This is a genomic window from Actinomycetospora aurantiaca, assembly GCF_037401875.1.
GTDB classification, from domain to species: domain Bacteria; phylum Actinomycetota; class Actinomycetes; order Mycobacteriales; family Pseudonocardiaceae; genus Actinomycetospora; species Actinomycetospora aurantiaca.
In genome coordinates this window covers 31,331-54,982 of record NZ_JBBEGN010000015.1, presented here as the reverse complement: position 1 = coordinate 54,982, position 23,652 = coordinate 31,331, and the positions used below count along the sequence as shown (strand labels likewise).

The window sequence follows — 23,652 nt, the reverse complement described above, 5'->3', positions numbered from 1 at the left end:
TGCGCCGCTCCCCTCGTGTTCTCCCGGACGCGTGCGCGCTCAGCGCCCGAACTCCTGGTCGATGAATGCGAAGACCTGCTCGGCATCGGCGTCGCCGAGCCGGTCGCCGACCGAGCGGTCGTCGTCCGGGGCCGCCGACCCGCTCGCCTCCCAGGTCGCCACGAGCTCCGCGAGTCGCGCGCCGATCCGCTCGCGGGACCCGTCGTCGGGACCGACCGTCCCGAGCGCCCGCTCGAGGCGGTCGAGCTCCGCGAACACCGACGGCCCGTCGTCGGGGGCCTCCCCGCCCACCTCGGCCGCGAGGTGGGCCGCGAGGGCCCCCGGGGTCGGGTGGTCGAAGAGCAGGTGCGCGGGCAGGACGAGTCCGGTGGCGGCCTCGAGCCGGTTGCGGGTCTCGACCGCCGTGAGCGAGTCGAAGCCCATGTCGGAGAACGCGCGGGCGGGGTCGACGTCGGCGGCGTCCGCGTGTCCGAGGACGACGGCGACGGTCGTCCGGACCAGGGCGAGCGCGCCCCGCTCGCGGTCGGCCGGGGCCAGCGCCGCGAGGTCGACGGTCCCGGGCCGCGGCCCGGCCTCCGCCGTCGGGGTCGCCGCCTCGGGGAGCCCGGCCAGCAGCGGCGCGGGGCGCAGGCCGGTCAGGGCGGGGGCGTAGCGCGTCCAGTCGACGTCGGCCACCGCGACGACGGGGTCGACGCCGCCGAGCAGGCGGTCGAGCACCTCGAGCGCGGCTGCGGGGTCGAGCTCGGTGACGCCGCCGCGGGCGAGCCGGTCGGCGAACCCGTCGTCGGCGGCCATGCCGGCGTCGGCCCAGGGACCCCAGGCGATCGACAGCGCGGGGAGCCCCGCCGCACGACGGGTCCGGGCGACGGCGTCGAGACCGGCGTTCGCGGCGGCGTAGTTGCCCTGTCCGGGTGCGCCGACGAGGCCGGCGAAGGAGGAGAACAGGACGAAGGCGTCCAGGTCGCGCTCCCGGGTCAGCTCGTCCAGGAGGCGGGCGGCGTCGAGCTTGGGGGCGAGCACGGCGTCGAGGCGGGCCGGGTCGAGACCGGCGATCGTGCCGTCGTCGAGCACCCCGGCGGTGTGCACGACCGCCCGCAGGTCCGGCAGGCCGTCGATCAGCGAGGTCAGGGCGCCGCGGTCGGTGACGTCGCACGACTCGACCGTGACGCCGGCGCCCCGGCTTCGGAGGTCCGCGACGAGGTCCTGCGCCCCCGGCGTCTGCCGCCCGCGCCGGCCGACGAGCACGAGATGGTCCGCCCCCCGGTCGGCGAGGTGACGGGCGACGGCGGCACCGAGCGCCCCGAGTCCGCCGGTGATCAGCGTCGTCCCCCGCGGGACGTCGATCGGGGTCACGGGGGCGGTGGCCCGCACGAGACGCCGGGCGGTGCGGCCCTGGGCGCGTACGGCGACCTGGTCCTCGCTACCCGCCGCGACGGTGCCGACCACGCGGTCCGCCGCCCGCTCGTCGAGCGTGGTCGGGAGATCGATCAGACCGCCCCAGCGCTGCGGTTCCTCCAGCGCCGCGACCCGCCCGAGGCCCCAGACCGCGGCGGCCGCCGGATCGGGCTGCTCGTCGGCGGCACCGTGCGTGAGGCACCAGAGCGGCCCGGCGTCCCTGGCCTGCCAGGCCTGTATCGCCTCGAGGGTCCGCGCGAGCCCGCTCGGGAGGAGCAGGACGCCGGACGGGCGGTCCTCGGGCAGGTCGTCGACGGTGGTCACGACGGGTGTCGCCCCGGCCCGGGAGAGCGCGGCGACGAGCGGACCCGTGTCGGCTCCGGTGTCGGTGAGCACCCACCACGGGCCGTTCAGGACGGCGGGTGCCGGCTCGGGCAGGGCGGTCCACGACTCGCGGTAGACCCACGCGTCGCCGGCCGTGCGCTCCTTGCGGGCGCGGCGCCAGGTCGAGAGCAGCGGGAGCACCTCGTCGAGGGCCTCGCGGGCGCCGTTCTGCGGGCGCAGGGTGGCGGTGATTTCCTCGAGGTCCTCGCGCTCCACCGCGTCCCAGAACGCCCGGTCGACCGGGTCGGAGGAGGCGAGCGGGCGCTCCGGCATCTCCGGCCAGAACCACCGGTGCTGCCAGGGGTAGGTGGGCAGGTCGACCCGCTGGGCCTCGGGCAGGACCCGCTCCCAGCTCACGTCGACGCCCGCGGCGTGGAGCTGTCCCAGGGCCTTCATGACGTCGGGCTGGGCCGCGATCCCGTGCTCGGCCAAGCTGCTCAACGTCCCGTCGGGGCCGAGCTCCAGGACGACGCCCGCGTCCATGGTCTGCAGGGTGTCGGCGAACCGGACGGTGTCCCGCACGTGGGACACCCAGTGCTCCGGGTCGGTGATCTGCTCGGTCGACCCGTTCGAGACCACCGGAATCTGCGGTGCGTGGAAGGTCAACTGCTGCACCACGGCGCGGAACTGCTCGAGCATCGGCTCCATGCGCGCCGAGTGGAACGCGTGACTCACCTGGAGCTGCTTGGTGCGCTCGAAGTGGGCCGCGACCGCCTGGACGGCGGCTTCGTCGCCGGAGATGACGCACGCTCGTGGGCCGTTCACCGCCGCGATGTCGACCCCGTCGGTGAGGTGTCCGCGGACCTCGTCCTCGGAGGCGGCCACCGCGACCATCGCCCCGCCGTCGGGAAGCTCGCCCATCAACCGACCGCGGGCCTCCACCAGACGGCACGCGTCGTCGAGATCCAGCACCCCGGCGCAGTGCAGGGCACTGATCTCGCCGATGCTGTGCGCACCCAGCACGCTCGGGGTCACACCCCAGGACTCGAACAACCGGAACAGCGCCACCTCGAGGGCGAACAACGCCGGCTGCGCCCATTCCGTCCGGTTCAACATCTCCGCGTCATCGCCGTCGAGCACCGGGCGCACATCACGATCGAAGCGGTCACACACCGCATCGAACGCCCCCGCGAACACCGGATACACGGCATGCAATCCAGCACCCATCCCGAGGCGCTGCGACCCCTGACCGGTGAACACCACCCCTAGAGCCCCACCCCCCGACCGCACCGCCGACACCGACCGCAACCCCGCGCCGAGCTCCGCACCCGACGACCCAGAGACCACCGCCGACCACTCGAACCGCGACCGCGTCGTCACCAACGACCACGCCACATCCGCCACCGACTCCACCGGCCACGCACTCAACGCCGCCGCCTGCGCGGTCACCGCCTCCGGCGTGCGCCCCGAGAGCACCCACGGCACCGACCGTGTCCCGCCACTGACACTGGACGTCAGCCGTGTGCCACCACTGACATCCGGCTCCCCCACGTCCGGCACCGACCGTGTCCCGCCACTGACACTGGACGTCAGCCGTGTGCCACCGCTGACACCCGGCGCCTCCAGCACCACATGCGCGTTCGTCCCGCTGATCCCGAACGACGACACCCCCGCCCGCCGCGGACGCCCCACCACCTCCGGCCACTCCCGCGCCGAGGACAGCACCCGCACGGCACCCGCCGACCAGTCCACCTTCGACGACGGCTCCCCCACGTGCAGCGACGCCGGCAACACCCCGTGCCGCATCGCCAACACCATCTTGATCACCCCGGCGACACCCGCCGCGGCCTGCGTGTGACCCAGATTCGACTTGACCGACCCCAACCACAGCGGCTCCGCCCGTTCAGACGCCGACCCGTACGTCGCCAGCAGCGCACCCGCCTCGATCGGATCCCCCAGCGACGTCCCCGTCCCGTGCGCCTCCACCGCATCCACATCCGACGGAGACAGACCGCCCGCCGCCAACGCCGCCCGAATCACCCGCTGCTGCGCCGGACCGTTCGGCGCGGTCAACCCGTTCGACGCCCCGTCCTGGTTCACCGCCGAACCCCGCACCACCGCCAGCACCCGATGACCAGCAGCCCGAGCATCCGAGAGCCGCTCGACCAGCAGCATTCCCACGCCCTCCGACCAACCCGTCCCGTCGGCGTCGTCGGAGAACGCCTTGCACCGGCCGTCCGGAGCCAGCCCGCCCTGCCGCGCGAACTCCACGAAGGCGCCCGGGGTGGACATGACGGTCACCCCGCCGGCGAGCGCCAACGAGCACTCCCCGCGCTGCAGCGCCTGGACGGCCATGTGCAGCGTCACCAACGACGACGAGCACGCCGTGTCCACCGTGACCGCCGGCCCCTCCAGACCCAGCGCGTACGACACCCGGCCGGAGAGCACCGACCCGGCGTTGCCCGTGCCCTGGTGGCCGGCGAGGTCGTGGACGGAGATGCCGAGCAGCGCCGTGTAGTCCTGGCCGTTGGTCCCGGCGAACACCCCGGTCGGCGTGCCGCGCAGCGACGCCGGGTCGATCCCGGCGCCCTCGATCGCCTCCCACGAGGTCTCCAGCAGCAGGCGTTGCTGCGGATCCATCGCCAACGCCTCCCGCGGCGAGATCCCGAAGAAGTCCGCGTCGAACCGGCCTACCGCGGGCAGGAAGCCGCCGGTGCGGGCGTAGGTGGTGCCGGGGCGGTCGGGGTCGGGGTCGAGGAGGGCGTCGAGGTCCCACCCGCGGTCGGTCGGGAACTCGACCATGCCGTCGCCGCCGGACTCGAGCAGCGCCCACAGCGAGGCCGGGGAGGTCACGCCGCCGGGGAAGCGGCACGCCATCCCGACGATCGCCACGGGGTCGCCGTCGACGACGGCCGCCGTCGTCGGGGCCTCCGCCACGCCGGTCCCGCCGAGCTCGCCGTCGAGGAAGCGGGCCAGCGCCTCCGGGGTCGGGTGGTCGAAGACCGCGGTGGCCGGGACGGTGATCCCGGTGGCGACGCCGAGCCGGTTGCGCAGGTCCAGGGCGGTCAGCGAGTCGACGCCGAGGTCGGTGAAGGCCTTGTCCGCCCCCACCGCGTCGGTGCCGCGGTGCCCGAGCACGGCCGCCGCCTGGTCGCGCACCAGGTCGAGCAGCCGGCGGCGGCGCTGGTCCGCGGGCAGTCCGGCGAGCTCACCGGCCACGCCGGACGCCGGGCTCGCGCTCGGCTCAGTGGGCTCGGGCACCCCGGGGATCTCGCTGACGATCGCCCGCCCGCCGGCCGCGACGAGTCCGGCACCGAACCGGTCCCAGGCCACGTCGGCGACGACGACCGTCGTGTCGTCCGCGAGGAGGGCGCGTCCGAGCGCCTCGACGGCGCGCGCCGGGTCCATCGGGGGCAGCCCCGCCCGGTCCAGGCGTTCGTCGTCCGCGGCCATCCCGGATCCGGCCCACGGTCCCCACGCGATCGACAGCGCGTGCCGGCCCGCCGCGCGGCGCCGGCGCGCGAGGGCGTCGAGGTGGGCGTTGGCGGCGGCGTAGTTGGCCTGCCCCGGGGAGCCCACGGCGCCGGAGAGCGAGGAGAAGAGCACGAGCTCGGCGTCGGGACACAGCGCATCGAGGTGGTCTGCGGCGTCGGCCTTCGCGGCCCGCACGACGGCGAGCCGCTCCGGGGTGAGGGCGGAGAGCACGCCGTCGTCGAGGACGCCCGCGGTGTGCACGACCATCCGTACGTCGACGTCCGCGAGCGCGGCGGCCAGCGCGTCCCGGTCGGTGACGTCGCACGACAGCGACCGCACACGGACGTCGGAGCCGTCGAGATCCTCGAGGTCCCGTGTCGCGTCCGGTCCGCGGCGGGACAGCAGCAGCAGGTCGCGGGCGCCGTGCTCGACCAGCCAGCGGGCGACGCGTCCGCCCAGTGCGCCGCTCGCGCCGGTGACGACGACGGTGCCGTCCGCGGGCGCGGTCCACGGCCCGGTGACGGCGGCGGCCCGGCGCAGGCGCCGGCCGAGCGGGCCGCCGCGGCGCACGGCGACCTCCGGCTCGTCGCCGGCGAGCGCCCCGAGCAGGGCGGGGGTGGTGCGGTCGTCGGGGGCCGCGTCGAGGTCGACGACGTGCCCGGCCCGCGCCGGGTCCTCCCGGGCGAGCGTGCGGGCGAGGCCGAGGACCTCGGCCGCGGCGGGATCGGTCGCCGCGTCGCGGGTGACGAACCGGACCGGGCCGGCGGTCCCTGCGTCGTCGAGTCCCTGGACCAGGGCGAGCACCCCGACGGCGTCCGGGAGGGTCGCGACGACCCCCTCGACCTCTCCGGCCGCGCCCAGCGCGGCGGCGGCACCGGCGCGGTCGTAGGGGACGGCGACCTCGACGGCGTCGATGCCGTGCCCGCGCAGCAGGGCGGCGAGCCCGGGGACGGTCGGTTCGCCCCCGGCCGGCACCGCGACGAGCTGCCGCCCGCGCGGCGCGCCCGTCGTCGGGACCGGGACCCAGGCCTCGCGGTAGCGCAGGTCGTCGTCGGCGCCGGCCTCGGCGAGCAGCCCGAGGTCGGCCAGGGACGGCGCCTCCAGCCAGAAGCGGGACCGGTGGAAGGCCGAGGTGGGCAGGTCGACCCGGCGGGCGCCGGGCAGCAGCGCGTCCCAGTCGGGTTGGGGTCCGCGCACGACGACGGCGGCGAGGGCGTCCGCGAGGGCCTCGGGTTCCGGGCGGTCGCGCCGCAGGGTGGCGACGGCGGCCGCGGGGTCGTCGAGGACGCCGGCGACGGCGCCGGTCAGGACGGCGTCCGGGCCGACCTCGAGCAGGGTGCGCGCCCCCTCGGCCCGCAGCGTCGTCACCGTGTCGGCGAACCGGACGGTGTCGCGGACGTGGGCGACCCAGTGCTCGGGGTCCGTGACGTTCCCGGTGGACCCGTTGCTGACGACGACGAGCTCCGGCTCGCGGAACCGGAGCCCGCGCACCACGGCGCGGAACCCGTCGAGCATCGGCTCCATCCGTGCGGAGTGGAACGCGTGGCTGACCGTCAGCCGCCGCGACCGCTCGAAGCCGGCCGCGACCCGCGCGACCGACTCGTCGTCCCCGGAGATGACGCAGGCCCGGGGGCCGTTGACGGCGGCGAGGTCGACGCCGTCGACCAACCGGTCCCGCACCTCGGCCTCCGCGGCCTCGATCGCCACCATCGACCCGCCGTCGGGAAGGTCCTGCATCAGTCGGCCGCGGGCGTCGACGAGGCGGCAGGCGTCGTCGAGGTCGAGGACGCCGGCGACGTGCAGGGCCGCGATCTCGCCGATCGAGTGCCCGCCGACCGCGCCCGGGTGCAGTCCCCAGCTCCCGAGCAGCCGGACGAGCGCCACCTCGAGCGCGAACAGTCCGGCCTGGGCGAACCGCGTCCGGGCGAGCTGCTCGGCGTCGTCGCCGGCGAGGACGGTGCGGACCTCGTCGTCGAAGCGCGCCAGCACCTCGTCGTGGGCCCGGGCGAACGCGGGGAAGGCGGCGGCGAGCTCCCGGCCCATGCCCGGGCGCTGGGCGCCCTGGCCGGTGAAGACGTAGGCGAGGTCGCCGTCGACCACCTCGCCGACCGCGGCGCGCGGGTGCGGACGGCCGGCGGCGACGGCGGCGAGCGCCTCGGGGTCGGCGGGGACGACGGCCCGGTGTTCGAGGGCGGCTCGGCCGGTGCCGAGGGACCAGGCGACGTCACGGGGGTCGCGGTCGGGGTGGGCGAGGACGTCGGCGCGCAGCCGGGCGGCCTGGTCGGCGAGCGCCTCGGGGCTGCGCGCGGACAGCAGCCAGGGCACGGGGGCGTGCGGGTGCGCCGCGGGGACCGGCTCGTCGGTGGCGGGCGCCGGTGGGGCCTCCAGCACCACGTGCGCGTTCGTGCCGCTGATCCCGAACGACGAGACGGCGGCGCGGCGGGGGTGGTCCGCCTCGGGCCAGGCGCGGGCCGTCGTCAGGAGCGAGACGGCGCCGGCGTCCCAGTCGACGCGGCGCGCGGGGGTGTCGACGTGCAGGGTGGCCGGCAGGACGCCGTGCCGCATCGCCATGATCATCTTGATGACGCCGGCAGCTCCGGCCGCGGCCTGCGTGTGCCCGAGGTTCGACTTCACCGAGCCGAGGAACAGCGGCTCCGCGCGCTCGGCGGCGCCGTAGGTGGCGAGCAGGGCCTGGGCCTCGATCGGGTCGCCGAGGGTCGTGCCGGTGCCGTGGGCCTCGACGGCGTCCACGTCGGCGGGGGTGAGGCCGGCGGCCGCGAGGGCGTCCGCGATGACCCGCTGCTGCGACGGGCCGTTCGGAGCCGTGAGCCCGCTCGAGGCGCCGTCCTGGTTGACCGCCGAGCCCCGCACCACCGCGAGCACGGGGTGCCCCAGCCGCTGGGCGTCCGAGAGCCGCTCCACCAGCAGCATCGCCGCGCCCTCGGACCATCCGGTGCCGTCCGCGGACTCCGCGAACGACTTGCACCGCCCGTCGGCGGCGAGGCCGCGCTGGCGGGCGAAGTCGACGAACGTGCCGGGGGTGGGCATCACGGTGACACCGCCGGCGAGGGCGCGGTCGCACTCCCCCGCCCGCAGCGCCTGGCAGGCCAGGTGCAGCGTCACCAACGACGACGAGCAGGCCGTGTCCAGGCTCATCGCCGGCCCCTGCAGACCCAGGACGTAGGCGACGCGGCCGGACACCACGCTGGTCGCGCCGCCGGTGCCGAGGTAGCCCGCGACGTCGTCGGGCACGGCGAGCAGGCGGGACGCGTAGTCGTGGTACATCACGCCCGCGAACACCCCGGTCCGCGACCCCCGTGCCGTGCTCGGGTCGATCCCCGCCCGCTCGAACGCCTCCCACGAGGTCTCCAGCAGCAGCCGCTGCTGCGGATCCATCGCCAACGCCTCGCGCGGCGAGATCCCGAAGGCGGCGGGGTCGAACAGGGCGGCGTCGTGCAGGAAGCCGCCCTCGCGGGTGTACGTCGTGCCCGGGTGGTCGGGGTCGGGGTGGTAGAGCCGGTCGAGGTCCCAGCCACGGTCGGTCGGGAAGCCGGTGATGCCCTCCCCGCCGTCGGCGACGAGCGACCACAGCTCCTCGGGCGAGGTGATCCCGCCGGGGTAGCGGCAGCCGATCCCGACGATCGCGATCGGCTCGCGTCCTCGGTCCTCCAGGTCACGGATGCGACGGCGGGCCTCGCGCAGGTCGGCCGTGGCCCGGCGCAGGTAGTCGAGGTACTTCTCCTCGGTGGTGTCCGGCTCGTTCACGCGTCCGCTCCCGGGGAGGTGCCGAGCTCGGCGTCGAGGAGCTCGAAGAGGTCGTCGGCCGAGGCGGACGTGAGGTCCACGTCGTCCTCGGAGTGGCCGTTCCCGTGGCCGTGGCCGTTGGTGTGGCCGTTGGCGTGGCCGTTGGTGTGGCCGTTGCCGTTCTGGTGGCCGTTGCCGGGGGTCGCGTCGGTCCACCAGTCCAGGAGGTGGCGGAGCCGGTCGGCGACCTGCTCGCGGTCGTCGCCGGCGCCCGCCGAGCGCAGCGACGCCTCGAGCCGGTCGAGCTCCGCGAGCGGGGCGAGGGTGTCGACCTGGGTGGCGGCCGGCCCGAGGTCGTCGCCGATCTCCCCGCGCAGGTGGACGGCGAGTTCCCGCGGGGTCGGGTGGTCGAAGGTGACCGTCGCGGGCAGTCGCAGGCCGGTGGCGGCACCGAGGCGGTTACGCAGCTCGACCGCGGTGAGCGAGTCGAAGCCGGACTCCAGGAACCCCTGGTCGGGGTCCACGGCGTCGGGGCCGGCGTGGCCGAGCACCGCGGCGACCTCCCGGCGGACTCGGTCGAGGACCACGCGGTCGCGCCGCCCGGGTGGGGTGCCGGCGAGCTTCGCCCGCAGGTCCTCGGCGGGCTCGTCGACGCGCGCCGCTCCCTCGGCCGGCGGGGGCACGAGCACCCGGAGCAGGGGCGGGACCACCGCCGCCCGGCGCAGCGCCGGGAGGTCGAGCCGGACCGGGACGAGCAGCGCGCGCTCGTGGTCGAGCGCCGCGTCGAACAGCGCGTGGCCCTCGGCCTCGTCGAGGGCACCGACCCCGCCGCGGGCCATCCGGGCGCGATCGGCCTCGTCGAGGGTGTCGGCCATGCCGGTGTCCCAGAGCCCCCAGGCGAGCGCGGTGGCCGCACGACCCCGCGCGCGGAGGTCGGCGGCGAGGGCGTCGAGGAACGCGTTGGCCGCGGCGTAGTTCGCCTGTCCCGGGCTCCCGACGATGCCCGCGAACGCCGAGTACAGGACGACCCGACCGGGGTCGAGCGCCTCCACGAGGTGTCGGGCCCCGTCGACCTTCGGGTCCAGGACGCGGTCGAGCCGGTCGAGCGTGAGCCCGTCGACGAGCCCGTCGTCGAGCACGCCCGCGGTGTGGACGAGCGTCGCCACGGGGCGGTCGAGGCCCGCGGCCAGGGCGTACACGGACGCGCGGTCGGCGACGTCGCACCGGGCGACCCCGACGCGTGCTCCGGCGTGCTGCAGCTCGGCGGTGAGCTCGGCGAGCGGCTCGGTGCGGCGGGCGACCAGCAGCAGGTCGCGGACCCCCCGCGCGTCGACGAGGTGGCGCACGAGCCGTCGTGCGAGGCCGCCGGTGGCACCGGTGACGACGACGAGCCCGTCGAGCTGCGGGGGCTCCGCCGGGTCGGCGCGCACGAGCCGGGGCACCATCGGCGCGCCGTCGCGGACGGCGACCTGGGGTTCGTCGCCGAGGCCGGCGAGGAGGGCCGGAAGGTCGGGGAACGGAGCGCCGTCGGCGGGGTCGAGGTCGACGAGCACGATCCGCCCCGGGTTCTCGGACTGTGCGGCGCGCACGAGACCCCACACGGGTGCGACGGCGGGCCGCGGCGTCGTGCCCGCGTCGACCGCGCCCCGGGTGACGACGACGAGCCGCTCGCCCGGCGCCGTCGTGACCGTCTCGAGAGCCCGGGCGGCCGCGCGGTGCGCGGCCGTGAGGAGCTCGTCGTCGGGAACGTCGACGGTGACGACGGCCGTGGACCGGTCGCCCGGGTGGTCGGGCAGCCCGAGGCCGAACACGTCGTCCCCGACGAGGCCCAGGGGTGCGGGCGGCGTGGGGACGGTCGGCGCCGGGAGCCAGTCGACGGCGTGGAGCGAGCGCGGGCGGTCGGCGGCGACGGCCCGCAGGACGAGGCCCTCGACGGTCGCGACAGGGACGCCGTCGGCGTCGGCGAGATCGAGGCGGACCGCGTCGTCGGCGACCCGGGTGATGCGGGCCCGGAGGGCGGTCCGGCCGGGGGCGTGGACGGTGACGCCGGTCCAGGAGAACGGCAGGCGGCCGGCGTCGTCGAGGACGTCCAGGCCGACCCCGTGGAGCACCGCGTCGAGCAGGGCGGGGTGCACCTCGCAGCGCGCGGCGCCGGCGTGCTCGGACTCCGGCAGCCCGACCTCGACGAACAGCTCCTCGTCGCGACGCCAGGCCGCGGTGAGCCCGCGGAAGGCCGGGCCGTAGCCGAACCCGCCGTCGGCGAGGGTCGGGTAGAGGTCGGTGACGTCGACCGACTCGGCGTCGGCGGGAGGCCACGAACCGAGGTCCGCCGGCGGCTGCTCGTCCTCCGGCGCCAGGCTGCCGGTGGCGTGCCGCGTCCAGGTGCTCGTGCCCTCGGGCCGGGCGTGGACGCCGACCGTGCGGTGGCCGTCGGGAGCGGCCGCGTCGACCGCGACCTGCACGTCCACCGGACCGTCGAGGACCAGCGGGGTCTCCAGCGTGAGCTCGGCGACCCGCGGCGCGCCGACCGACCGACCCACGTGGGCGACCAGGTCGAGGAAGCCGGTGCCGGGGAACAGCACCGCGCCCAGGACCTCGTGGTCGGCCAGCCACGGGTGCGTACGCGGCCCGATGCGGCCGGTGAACCACGCGGCGTCACGGTCGGCGGGGCGCACCGCGGCGCCGAGCAGCAGGTGCCCGGTGGCGTCCTGCCCGAGCCCGGTCGCGTTGCCCGGGGTGGGCGCCGCCATGGTCGGCCAGTAGCGGGCGTGCTGCCAGGGGTAGGTGGGCAGGTCGGTCGGCCGGGCGTCGGGGAGGACCTGGCGCCAGTCGATCTCGATGCCCGCGGCGTGGAGCTGACCGAGCGCCTTCATGACGTCGGGTCCGGCTGCGATCCCGTGCTCGGCGAGGCTGCTGAGTGTGGCGTCGGGACCGAGTTCGAGGACGACGCCGGCGTCCATCGTGGTGAGGGTGTCGGCGAACCGGACCGTGTCGCGGACGTGGGAGACCCAGTGCTCCGGGTCGGTGATCTGCTCGGTCGACCCGTTGGAGACCACCGGGATGGTCGGCTCGTGGAAGGTCAGCTGCTGCACGACGTCGCGGAACTGGTCGAGCATCGGCTCCATGCGCGCCGAGTGGAACGCGTGACTCACCTGGAGCTGCTTGGTGCGCTCGAAGTGACTCGCGACCGCCTGGACGGCGGCTTCGTCGCCGGAGATGACGCACGCTTGTGGGCCGTTGACCGCCGCGAGGTCGACGCCGTCGGTCAGGTGTTCGCGGACCTCATCCTCGGACGCCGCGACCGCGACCATGGAGCCGCCAGTGGGAAGCTCCCCCATCAACCGGCCACGTGCTTCCACCAGATGGCACGCGTCATCCAGGTCCAGCACCCTGGCGCAGTGCAGGGCACTGATCTCGCCGATGCTGTGCCCGCCGAGCACCGACGGCTGGACGCCCCAGGACTCGACGAGCCGGAACAGCGCCACCTCGAGGGCGAACAACCCGGCCTGGGCGTGTTGGGTCTGCGCGAGCAGCTCCGCGTCCTCGCCGAACACGATCCCGCGCACATCGTCGGGGAACCGCTCGCAGACCGCGTCGAACGCCGCCCGGAACACCCCATAGGTGTCGTAGAGCTCGCGACCCATCCCCGGCTGCTGCGACCCCTGCCCGGTGAACACGATCCCGAGCTCGCCCGACCCCGCGCGCACCGGCGACACGGACCGCAACGCCGTCTGCAGGTGCTCGGTCGCGGACCCGGTGACCACCGCCGACCACTCGAACCGCGACCGCGTCGTCGCCAACGAGAACGCGACGTCAGCGACCGACTCGGTCGGCCACGCAGCCAGGGCCGCCGCCTGCGCCGTCACCGCCTCCGCCGTACGCGCCGAGAGCACCCAGGGCACCGGATGCGCGAGTGGCGCCGTTCGCACGTCAGGTGTCAGAGATGGACCATCGCTGACATCCGACGCCCCCACCTCCGGCACCGACCGTGTCCCGCCCCTGACACTCGACGGCAACCGTGTGCCACCACTGACATCCGGCGCCCCGACCTCCGGCACCGACCGTGTCCCGCCACTGACACTGGACGGCAGCCGTGTGCCACCGCTGACATCACCCGGCGGCGCCTCCAGCACCACATGTGCGTTCGTCCCACTGATCCCGAACGACGACACCCCCGCCCGCCGCGGACGCCCCACCACCTCCGGCCACGGACGCGACGCCGCCAGCAGCGACACCGCCCCCGCCGACCAGTCCACCTTCGACGACGGCTCCCCCACATGCAGCGACGCCGGCAACACCCCACGCTGCATCGCCAACACCATCTTGATCACCCCGGCGACACCCGCCGCGGCCTGCGTGTGACCCAGGTTCGACTTGATCGCACCCACGTACAGCGGCTCACCCGCACGCTGCCCGTACGTGGCCAACAGCGCCCCCGCCTCGATCGGATCACCCAGCGACGTCCCCGTCCCGTGCGCCTCCACCGCATCCACATCCGCCGCAGACAGACCGCCCGCCGCCAGCGCCGCCCGGATCACCCGCTGCTGCGCCGGACCGTTCGGCGCGGTCAACCCGTTCGACGCCCCGTCCTGGTTCACCGCCGAACCCCGCACCACCGCCAACACCCGATGACCAGCAGCCCGAGCATCCGAGAGCCGCTCCACGAGCACCATGCCGACGCCCTCGCCCCAGCCCGTGCCGTCGGCGTCGTCGGAGAACGCCTTGCACCGCCCGTCGGGCGCCAGACCGCCCTGGCGGGAGAACTCCACGAATGCCGTCGGCGTCGACATCACCGTGACCCCGCCCGCCAGCGCGAGGTCGCACTCCCCGCGCTGGAGCGCCTGGACGGCCATGTGCAGCGTCACCAACGACGACGAGCACGCCGTGTCCACCGTGACCGCCGGCCCCTCCAGACCCAGCGCGTACGACACCCGGCCCGACACCACGCTCGCCGCGTTCCCCGTGCCCTCCTGGCCCTGCAGCTCGTGTGCGGCCCCGGCGAGGAGCGCTGTGTAGTCCTGGCCGTTCGTGCCCGCGAAGACGCCGGTCCGGGACCCGCGCAGCGACCGCGGGTCCAGCCCTGCCCGCTCGATCGCCTCCCAGGAGGTCTCCAGCAGCGACCGCTGCTGCGGATCCATCGCCAACGCCTCCCGCGGCGAGATCCCGAAGAAGCCCGGGTCGAACGCCGCCGCGTCGTCGAGGAACCCGCCGACGCGGGTGTCGGTGTGCAGGGCGTCGAGGTCCCAGCCGCGGTCGTCGGGGAAGCCGGCGATGCCCTCGGCGCCGCGCTCGAGCAGCGCCCACAACGACTCCGGGGAGGTCACCCCGCCGGGGAACCGGCAGCCCATCCCGACGATCACCACCGGGTCACCCGCGACCGCCGTCGTCGTCGGGACCTCCTCGCCGGCGTCCGACCCCGCCACGAGCTCGTCGAGGTGGGCGGCGAGAGCCTGCGGCGTCGGGTGGTCGAAGACGAGGGTCGTGCCCAGCGTCAGGCCGGTCGCGGCCGTGAGGACGTTGCGCAGCTCGACCGCCGTGAGCGAGTCGAAGCCCAGGTCGGTGAAGGCGCGGTCCGCCTCGACGGCCGTGACCGAACGATGGCCCAGCACCGCGGCGACCCGTTCCCGCACCAGTTCCACGAGCCGGCGGCGACGCTCCCCCGGCGCCAGCGCGGCCAGCTCGTCGCCCCACGACGACGGGCTGCTCTCCGGCGCCGCCGCCTCCCCGACCTCCGAGATTCCGCCGAGCAGCGGACTCGGCCGTGCCGCGGTGAAGCCGGGCGCGAACACGTCCCAGCGGACGTCGGTGACGACGAGCGTCGTCGCGTCCTCGACGAGCGCCTGCCCCAGCACCGTGAGGGCGGCGTCGGGGTCCATCGCCGCGACCCCGGTGCGCTCCAGGCGCCCGTCGTCACCGACCATCCCGCCACCGCCCCACGCTCCCCACGCGACGGCGAGCGCGTGCCGGCCGTGGGCGCGGCGACGCGAGGCCAGGGCGTCGAGGTGGGCGTTGGCGGCCGCGTAGTTGGCCTGGCCGGGCGAGCCGAGCGCGCCGCTCGTCGAGGAGAACAGGACCAGCGCGGCGTCAGGGCACAGCTCGTCGAGGTGTTCGGCCGCCCGGGCCTTCGGGTCGAGCACGGCGGTCAGGCGGTCCGGGGTCAGGCCGGACACGACGCCGTCGTCGAGGACGCCCGCGGTGTGCACGACCACCCGCACGTCCACCCCCGCCAACGCGGCGGCGAGAGCCTCCCGGTCGGCGACGTCGCAGCGCACCGACCGCGCGGTGACCCCGTCGGTGGTGATCTCGGCGGCCAAGTCGTCGGTGCCGCGCCGGGACAGCAGCAGGACGTCGCGGGCGCCACGCTCCACCAGCCAGCGCGCGACCCGTCCCCCGAGCGCGCCACTGGCCCCGGTCACCACGACGGTGCCGTCCGCCGGGGCGGTCCACGGCTCCTCGGGACCCGAAGCGACCCGCCGGAGTCGGCGCCCCAGGGCACCCGTGTCCCGCAGCGCGACCTGGTCCTCGTGCCCCGCGAGCACGGCGGCGAGGTCGCGCGGATCGGGGTCGGCTCCGAGGTCGATCAGCCCGCCCCAGCGGTCCGGGTCCTCGAGGGCCACGGTGCGGCCCAGGCCCCACACCTGCGCCGCGGCCGCGTCGGTGACCGGGTCCATCGGCCCGGTCGTCATCGCACCCCGCGTGAGGCCCCACACCGGCGCGCCGAGCGGGGCCTCCTGCACGACCCGCAGGACCTCGGTCGCATCCGCGGGGAGCACGACGATGCCTGCCGGGACCTCGTCGGGAAGAGCCGTCCCGACGAGCCGCGGTGTCGCCCCGCCGAGCTCCAGGGCGTTCATGACGGCGGGTACGGACGGGTCGTCCGCGGACCCGACGATCCACCAGGTCCCGGTGAGGCGTGCGGTGCGGTCGAGCGTGAGCGTCTGCCACGCCTCGCGGTAGCGCCACCCGGCCCGGGCGGTGTCCTCGTGCCGACGCCGGCGCCACGCCGCGAGCAGGGGCACGGCCTCGAGCAGCGGGCCGGGCTCGGTGTCGACGGTCGCCGCGATCGTCTCGAGGTCCTCGCGCTCGACGGCGTCCCAGAACGCCTGCTCGACCGGGTCATTCGCCTGCTCGGGCGCGGGCTGCGACTCGAGCCAGAACCGCTGGTGCTGCCAGGGGTAGGTGGGCAGGTCGGTGGGCTGGGCTCCGGGGAGGACCTGGCGCCAGTCGACCCCGACGCCCGCGGCGTGGAGCTGTCCCAGGGCCTTCATGACGTCGGGCTGGGCCGGGATCCCGTGCTCGGCGAGAGCGCTGAGCGTGGCGTCGGGTCCGAGTTCGAGGACCACGCCCGCGTCCATCGTGGTGAGGGTGTCGGCGAACCGGACGGTGTCGCGGACGTGGGAGACCCAGTGCTCCGGGTCGCCGATCTGCTCGGTGGACCCGTTGGAGACCACCGGGATCTGCGGTGCGTGGAAGGTCAGCCCGGCCACGACCTCGCGGAACTGGGCGAGCATCGGCTCCATCCGCGCCGAGTGGAACGCGTGGCTCACGGTGAGCTGCTTCGTCCGCTCGAAGTGGGCGGCAACCTCGGCGACCGCCTGCTCGTCGCCGGAGATGACGCATGCTTGGGGGCCGTTCACCGCCGCCAGATCCACGCCCTTGGTGAGGTGCTGTCGGACCTCGTCCTCGGATGCCGCGACCGCCACCATCGACCCGCCGTCAGGAAGCTCCCCCATCAACCGGCCACGGGCCTCCACCAACCGGCACGCATCGTCGAGATCCAGCACCCCGGCGCAGTGCAGCGCGGAGATCTCCCCGATCGAATGCCCACCCAACACCGCGGGCGTGACACCCCACGACTCGAACAGCCGGAACAGCGCCACCTCGAGCGCGAACAACCCCGGCTGGGCGTGCTCGGTCCGCGCCAACAGGTCGGCGTCGTCCCCGAACACGATCCCGCGCACGTCCTCGGGGAACCGCTCGCAGACCGCGTCGAACGCCGTCCGGAAGACCTCGAAGCCGTCGTAGAGCTCGCGGCCCATCCCCGGGTGCTGCGAGCCCTGACCGGTGAACACGATCCCCAGCTCGCCCGATCCCGCCCGCACCGGCGACACCGACCGCAACCCCTCACGGAGTTCTTCGACCGAGGACCCGGTCACCACCGCCGACCACTCGAACCGCGACCGCGTCGTCACCAACGAGAACGCGACATCCGCCGCCGACTCGACCGGCCACGCACTCAGCGCCGCCGCCTGCGCCGACACCGCCTCCGGCGTCCGCGCCGACAGCACCCACGGCACCGCCGTACCACCCACCTTTGTGCCGTCCAGTGTCAGCATGGCCGCACTGCTGACATCACCCGGCGGCGCCTCCAGCACCACATGCGCATTCGTCCCGGAGATCCCGAAGGACGACACCCCCGCCCGCCGCGGACGCGCCGCCACCTCCGGCCACGGACGCGACTCCGCGAGCAACGACACCGCCCCGGCCGACCAGTCGACCTCGTCGTTCGGCCGCTCGAGGTGCAGCGAGGCCGGCAACGTCCCGTGCCGCATCGCCATCGCCATCTTGATCACGCCGGCCACACCGGCGGCGGCCTGGGTGTGGCCGATGTTCGACTTGATCGACCCCAACCACAGCGGCTCGGTGCGCTCCGGGGCCGCGCCGTAGGTCGCGAGCAGCGCCTGCGCCTCGATCGGGTCGCCGAGCGGGGTGCCCGTCCCGTGCCCCTCGACCGCGTCCACCCCGGCCGCGTCGACCCCGCCCGCGGCGAGTGCCGCGCGGATCACCCGGCGCTGGGACGGGCCGTTGGGCGCCGTCAGGCCGTTCGACGCCCCGTCCTGGTTCACGGCCGATCCCCGCACCACCGCGACGACCGGGTGCCCCAGACGCTGCGCGTCCGACAGCCGCTCCACCAGCAGGACCCCGACGCCCTCGCCCCACCCGGTGCCGTCGGCGTCGTCGGCGTAGGACTTGCACCGACCGTCGGCGGCGAGGCCACGCTGCCGGGAGAAGTCGACGAACGTGCCCGGGGTGGCCATCACCGCGACCCCGCCGGCCAGCGCGAGGTCGCACTCCCCCGCGCGCAGTGCCTGCGCGGCGAGGTGGAGTGCGACCAGCGACGACGAGCAGGCCGTGTCCACGGTGACCGCCGGGCCCTCCAGACCGAGCGCGTAGGCGACCCGCCCGGAGAGCACCGACCCGGCGCCGCCCGTGCCCAGGTAGCCCTCGACGCCGTCGGGGAAGTCGGTGATCCCGGCGGCGTAGTCGTGGTACATGACCCCGGCGAACACGCCGGTGCGGGAGCCGCGCACGTGCGCGGGGTCGATCCCGCCCCGCTCGAGGGCCTCCCACGACGTCTCGAGCAGCAGCCGCTGCTGGGGGTCCATCGCGAGCGCCTCGCGGGGGTGGATGCCGAAGAACGCGGCGTCGAACCCGGCCGCGGTGTGCAGGAAGCCGCCTTCCCGGGTGTAGCTCGTGCCGGGGTGGTCGGGATCGGGGTGGTAGAGCCGCTCGATCTCCCACCCGCGGTCGGTCGGGAACCCGGTGATCCCGTCGACGCCGTCGGCCACCAGGCGCCACAGGTCCTCCGGCGAGGTCACCCCGCCCGGGTAGCGGCAGGCCATCCCGACGATCGCGATCGGCTCCGCCGGGTCGATCGGGGTCGCGACGGCGGGGGCGGCCGGCTCGTCGAGGTCGTCGCCGGTGAGCTCGGCGAGCACGAGGTCGACGAGTGCGGCGGAGGTGGGGTGGTCGAAGACGAGGGTCGCGGGCAGCCGCGTGCCGAGGGCGGTGGAGAGCCGGTTGCGCAGCTCGACCCCGGTCAGGGAGTCGAAGCCGAGGTCGGTGAAGGCGCGTTCCGGGGCGATCGACGTGGCGTCGGCGTGGCCGAGCACGGCAGCGACCTCGCCGCGCACCAGGTCCAGCACCAGGCCCCTCCGGTCGGCGGGCGAGGCGCCCAGCACCCGCGCCGCCCACGACCCGGCCGCCCGCTCCGTCGTCGCGGCCCGGCGAGGACGAGCACGGACGAGAGCCCGGAAGAGCGGCGGGACACCGTCGTCGGCGCGGGCGGCGACGGCGGCGAGGTCGAGGCGGGCCGGCACGAGGAGCGCGGGGCCGTCGGCGTTCGAGCGGGCGAGGGCGGCGTCGAGGAGGGCGAGCCCGTCCTCGGCGGTGAGGGCGTCGACCCCGCCCCGGTCGATGCGGGCGCGGTCGGTGTCGTCGAGCCCGGCGGCCATGCCCCCGCCGTCCCACAGACCCCACGCGAGCGCGGTCGCCGGCCGTCCGTGGGCGCGCCGGTGGGCGGCGAGGGCGTCGAGCGCGGCGTTCGCGGCGGCGTAGTTGCCCTGGCCCGGTGCGCCCGTCGTGCCGGCGACGGAGGAGAAGAGCACGAAGGCGCTGATCGGGGCGTCGACGGTGAGTTCGTCGAGGTGACGGGCGGCGAGCGCCTTCGGCGCCAGGACAGCCGCGAGGCGCTCGGGGGTGAGGCCGTCGAGGGTGGCGTCGTCGAGGACCCCGGCCGCGTGCACCACGCCGGTGATCGGTCGCGTCGCCCGGGCCAGTGCGGCGGCCAGCGCGTCGCGGTCGGCGACGTCGCAGGCGACGACCGTGGCGCGCGCGCCGCGCACCCCGAGGTCGGCGACGAGCTCGACGGAAGTGGGTGTGGAGGGGCCGCGTCGGGAGAGCAGCAACAGGTCGGTGACGCCGTGCTGCGCGACCAGGTGGCGGGCGACGAGGCCGCCCAGCGCCCCTCCGGCCCCGGTGATGACGACGGTGCCGGCCGGGTCCCAGACGAGCACGTCCGGCGACGCGCCTCCCGCCCGGACGAGGCGCGGAGCGAGGACGTGCCCGTCGCGCACGGCGACCTGGCTCTCCCCCGCCGCCGCAGCGGTGGCGATCGCCCGCCCGGTCTCCGCGGCGGTGGCGTCGACCAGCAGGATGCGCCCGGGGTGCTCGGACTGGGCGCTGCGGACCAGGCCGACGACGGCGGCCCCCGCCAGGTCGGGGACGTCCTCGTCGGGACCGGTGGCGACGGCGCCCCGGGTCCAGACCACCACCGGGGCGTCGGCCTCGAGCGCTGCCCGCAGTGCCGGCAGGACCGCGCTCGTGGCCGCGACCGCGTCGTCGTGGCCGGTGGCGTCGAGGAGGGTCGTGGGCTCGTCGGGGCCCGCCGCGTCGGCCGGCGCGACCGGCACCCAGTCGACGGTGAACAGCGCGTCCCGCTCCGGCCCGACGGCCGTGGGGGCGGCCGGCGGGCGCAGGACGAGCGCGCCGACGGACACCACCGCGCCGCCCTCGGGGTCGGTGAGGGTCAGCGTCACGGTGCCGGGCCGGACCGGTGCGATCCGCACCTGCAGCGCCGTCGCGCCGGTCGCGTCGAGCCGGACGTCGGTCCACGAGAACGGGAGGTGTCCGCGGGCGGCCTCCTCGGCGTCGACGAACGCCCCGAGCCCGACCGTGTGCAGGGCGGCGTCGAACAGCGCCGGGTGGACGCCGAACCCGGCCGCGGCGTCGTGGTCGTCGTCGGGCAGGGCGACCTCGGCGACGACGGCCTCGCCGTCGCGCCACGCCGCCCGCAGCCCACGGAAGGTGGCGCCGTAGTCGAATCCGATGCCGGCGAGCGCGTCGTAGAGACCGTCGACGTCGATCGGCTCACCGCGGTCGGTGGCAGGCGGGACGGGCGGCGCCACGGGCCCGACGGCTCCGTCCGCGTGGCGGGTCCAGTCGTCGTTCCCGTCGGGTCGGCTGTGGATCGCGATGCTCCGCACGCCCTCGTCGTCCGGACTCCCGACGAGGACCTGGACGGCCACCCCGCCCTGCTCCGGCAGCTCGAGGGGCGCGCCCAGGGTCAGCTCGCGGACCCCGTCGGCGCCCGCGGTGGCGGCCGCGTGCAGGGCGAGCTCGAGGAAGCCGGTGCCGGGGAACAGGACCGCACCGCGGATGGCGTGCCCGGCCAACCACGGCTGGGCCGTCAGGGAGAGCCGTCCCGAGAGGAGCAGGCCGTCCCCGTCGCCTGCGATCGCGACCGCCGCACCCAGCAGCGGGTGCCCGGCCGCCGCGAGTCCGAGCGCGGCCGGGTCCCCCGGCCGTCCGGCCGCGACGGTCGAGGGCCAGAACCGCTCGTGCCGGAACGGGTACGTGGGCAGATCGACGCGATGCGCTCCGGGCAGGACCCGTCGCCAGTCGACGTCGACGCCCGCCGCGTGGAGCTGACCGAGCGCCTTCATGACGTCGGGTCGGGCCGGGATCCCGTGCTCGGCCAGCGCGGACAGCGTGGCGTCCGGGCCGAGTTCGAGGACGACCCCGGCGTCCATCGTGGTGAGGGTGTCGGCGAACCGGACCGTGTCCCGCACGTGGGAGACCCAGTGCTCCGGGTCGGTGATCTGCTCGGCGCACCCGTTCGACACCACTGGGATCCGCGGCTCGTAGAACGTCAGCCCCGCCACGACCTCGCGGAACCGGTCGAGCATCGGCTCCATCCGCGCCGAGTGGAACGCATGGCTCACGGTGAGCTTCTTCGTGCGCTCGAAGTGGCTCGCGACCTCGGCGACCGCGGCTTCGTCACCGGAGATCACGCAGGCCTGCGGGCCGTTCACCGCGGCCAGGTCCACGCCCTCGGTGAGGTGCTCTCGGACCTCGTCCTCGGACGCGGCCACCGCGACCATCGCCCCGCCGTCGGGAAGCTCCCCCATCAAACGACCGCGCGCCTCCACCAACCGGCACGCGTCATCGAGGTCGAGGACCCCGGCGCAGTGCAGGGCACTGATCTCGCCGATGCTGTGCCCCCCGAGCACCGAGGGCGTGACGCCCCAGGAATCGAAGAGCCGGAACAGCGCCACCTCCAGGGCGAACAACCCGGCCTGCGCATGTTGCGTCTGCGCGAGCAGCTCCGCGTCGTCGCCGAACACGATCTCGCGGACGTCCTCGGGGAACCGCTCACAGACCGCGTCGAACGCCGTCCGGAAGACGTCATAGGTGTCGTACAGGTCGCGACCCATCCCCGGGCGCTGCGACCCCTGCCCGGTGAACACCACCCCGAGCCGGCCACCACCCACCCGACGCGCCGCCACCGTCCCCAGCGCCGACCGCAACTCCTCGACCGACGACCCGGTCAACACCGCACCGAACTCGAACCGGCTCCGCGTCGTCGCCAACGACAACGCCACATCCGCCACCGACCCCACCGGCCACGCAGCCAGCGCCGCCGCCTGCGCAACCACCGCCTCCGGCGTCCGCGCCGACACCACCCACGGCACCGCATGTGCGAGTGGCGCCTCCCTGACGTCAGGTGTCAGCGATGGACCATCGCTGACACCCGACGGCGCCGCCTCCAGCACCACGTGCGCATTCGTCCCCGACACCCCGAACGACGACACCCCCGCCCGGCGGGGCCGGTCGACGTCGGGCCACGGGCGGGTCTCGGTGACCAGCTGCACGGCGCCCGACGCCCAGTCCACCCGGGTCGACGGCCGGTCGGCGTGCAGGGTCGGCGGGACCTCGCCATGCTGCAGGGCGAGCACCATCTTGATCACGCCGGCGACGCCCGCCGCGGCCTGGGTGTGCCCGATGTTCGACTTCACCGACCCCAGCAACAACGGCTCGACCCGCTCCGCCGCCGCCCCGTAGGTCGCCAGCAACGCCCCGGCCTCGATCGGATCCCCCAACGAGGTCCCGGTCCCGTGCGCCTCCACCACATCCACATCAGCCGGAGACAACCCACCCGCCGCCAACGCCGCCCGGATCACCCGCTGCTGCGACGGACCGTTCGGCGCCGTGAGGCCGCTGGAGGCGCCGTCGGAGTTGACCGCGGAGCCGCGGACCACCGCCAGGACCGGATGCCCGGCGGCCACCGCGTCGCTGAGCCGCTCGAGCAGCAGCACGCCAGCGCCCTCGCCCCACCCCGTGCCGTCCGCGGCGTCGGAGAACGCCTTGCACCGCCCGTCGGGGGCGAGGCCGCGCTGGCGGGAGAACTCGACGAACGCACCCGGCGTCGCCATGACCGTGACCCCGGCGGCGAAGGCCAGCGAGCACTCGTCGCGACGGAGGGCCTGGCAGGCCAGGTGCAGCGCGACCAGCGACGCCGAGCACGCCGTGTCCACCGTCATCGACGGGCCCTCGAGGCCCAGGACGTAGGAGAGCCGGCCGGAGAGCACGCTCGCGGCGTTGCCGGTGCTGAGGTAGCCCTCGTGCTCACCGGTGCCGTCCGCCGTCGCGAGCAGGACCGACGCGTAGTCCTGGCCGTTGGTGCCGGCGAACACCCCGACGGGGCGGCGGTGCAGGGACCGCGGGTCGACACCCGCACGCTCGGCCGCCTCCCACGCGGTCTCGAGCAGCAGCCGTTGCTGCGGGTCCATCGCGAGCGCCTCGCGCGGCGAGATGCCGAAGAGCTCGGCGTCGAAGCCGGCGGGGTCCGCGACGAAGCCGCCCTGGTCGGAATAGGAGGTGCCGGGGTGGTCGGGGTCGGGGTCGACGAGGGAGCCGAGGTCCCAGCCGCGGTCGTCGGGGAAGGAGCCGATCCCGTCGCGCCCCGCCCGGAGGAGCTCCCAGAACGCCTCCGGGGTGTCCGCCCCGCCGGGCAGCCGGCACGACATCCCGACGACGGCGATCGGCTCGCCGTCCCGCTCGGTGAGCTCCCGGTTCTGCACCCGGAGTCGCTCGGACTCGACCAGCGCCGAGCGCAGGGCCTTGACGAGGTCGTCGTGGTCGGTCGCCATGGGC

Annotated in this window: 2 protein-coding genes; both read right to left on the bottom strand. The window is 75.6% G+C overall.

Annotated features, from left to right (window positions below; translation table 11 throughout):
- Window positions 1–39 precede the first annotated feature (39 nt).
- Window positions 40–8,958, bottom strand: coding sequence for a type I polyketide synthase (locus WCD74_RS23275; protein WP_337697275.1), 8,919 nt, complete (start codon window positions 8,956–8,958; stop codon window positions 40–42).
- Window positions 8,955–23,648: an SDR family NAD(P)-dependent oxidoreductase gene (locus tag WCD74_RS23270; protein ID WP_337697274.1), complete on the bottom strand. Its 14,694-nt coding sequence runs from the start codon at window positions 23,646–23,648 to the stop codon at window positions 8,955–8,957. Before WCD74_RS23270 ends, WCD74_RS23275 begins: the two co-directional genes overlap by 4 nt.
- Window positions 23,649–23,652: the final 4 nt, after the last annotated feature.

Coding starts and splice junctions, on each gene's coding strand:
- WCD74_RS23270 (WP_337697274.1), bottom strand. CDS start 23,648: ATGGCGACCGACCACGACGACCTCGTCAAGGCCCTGCGCTCGGCGCTG.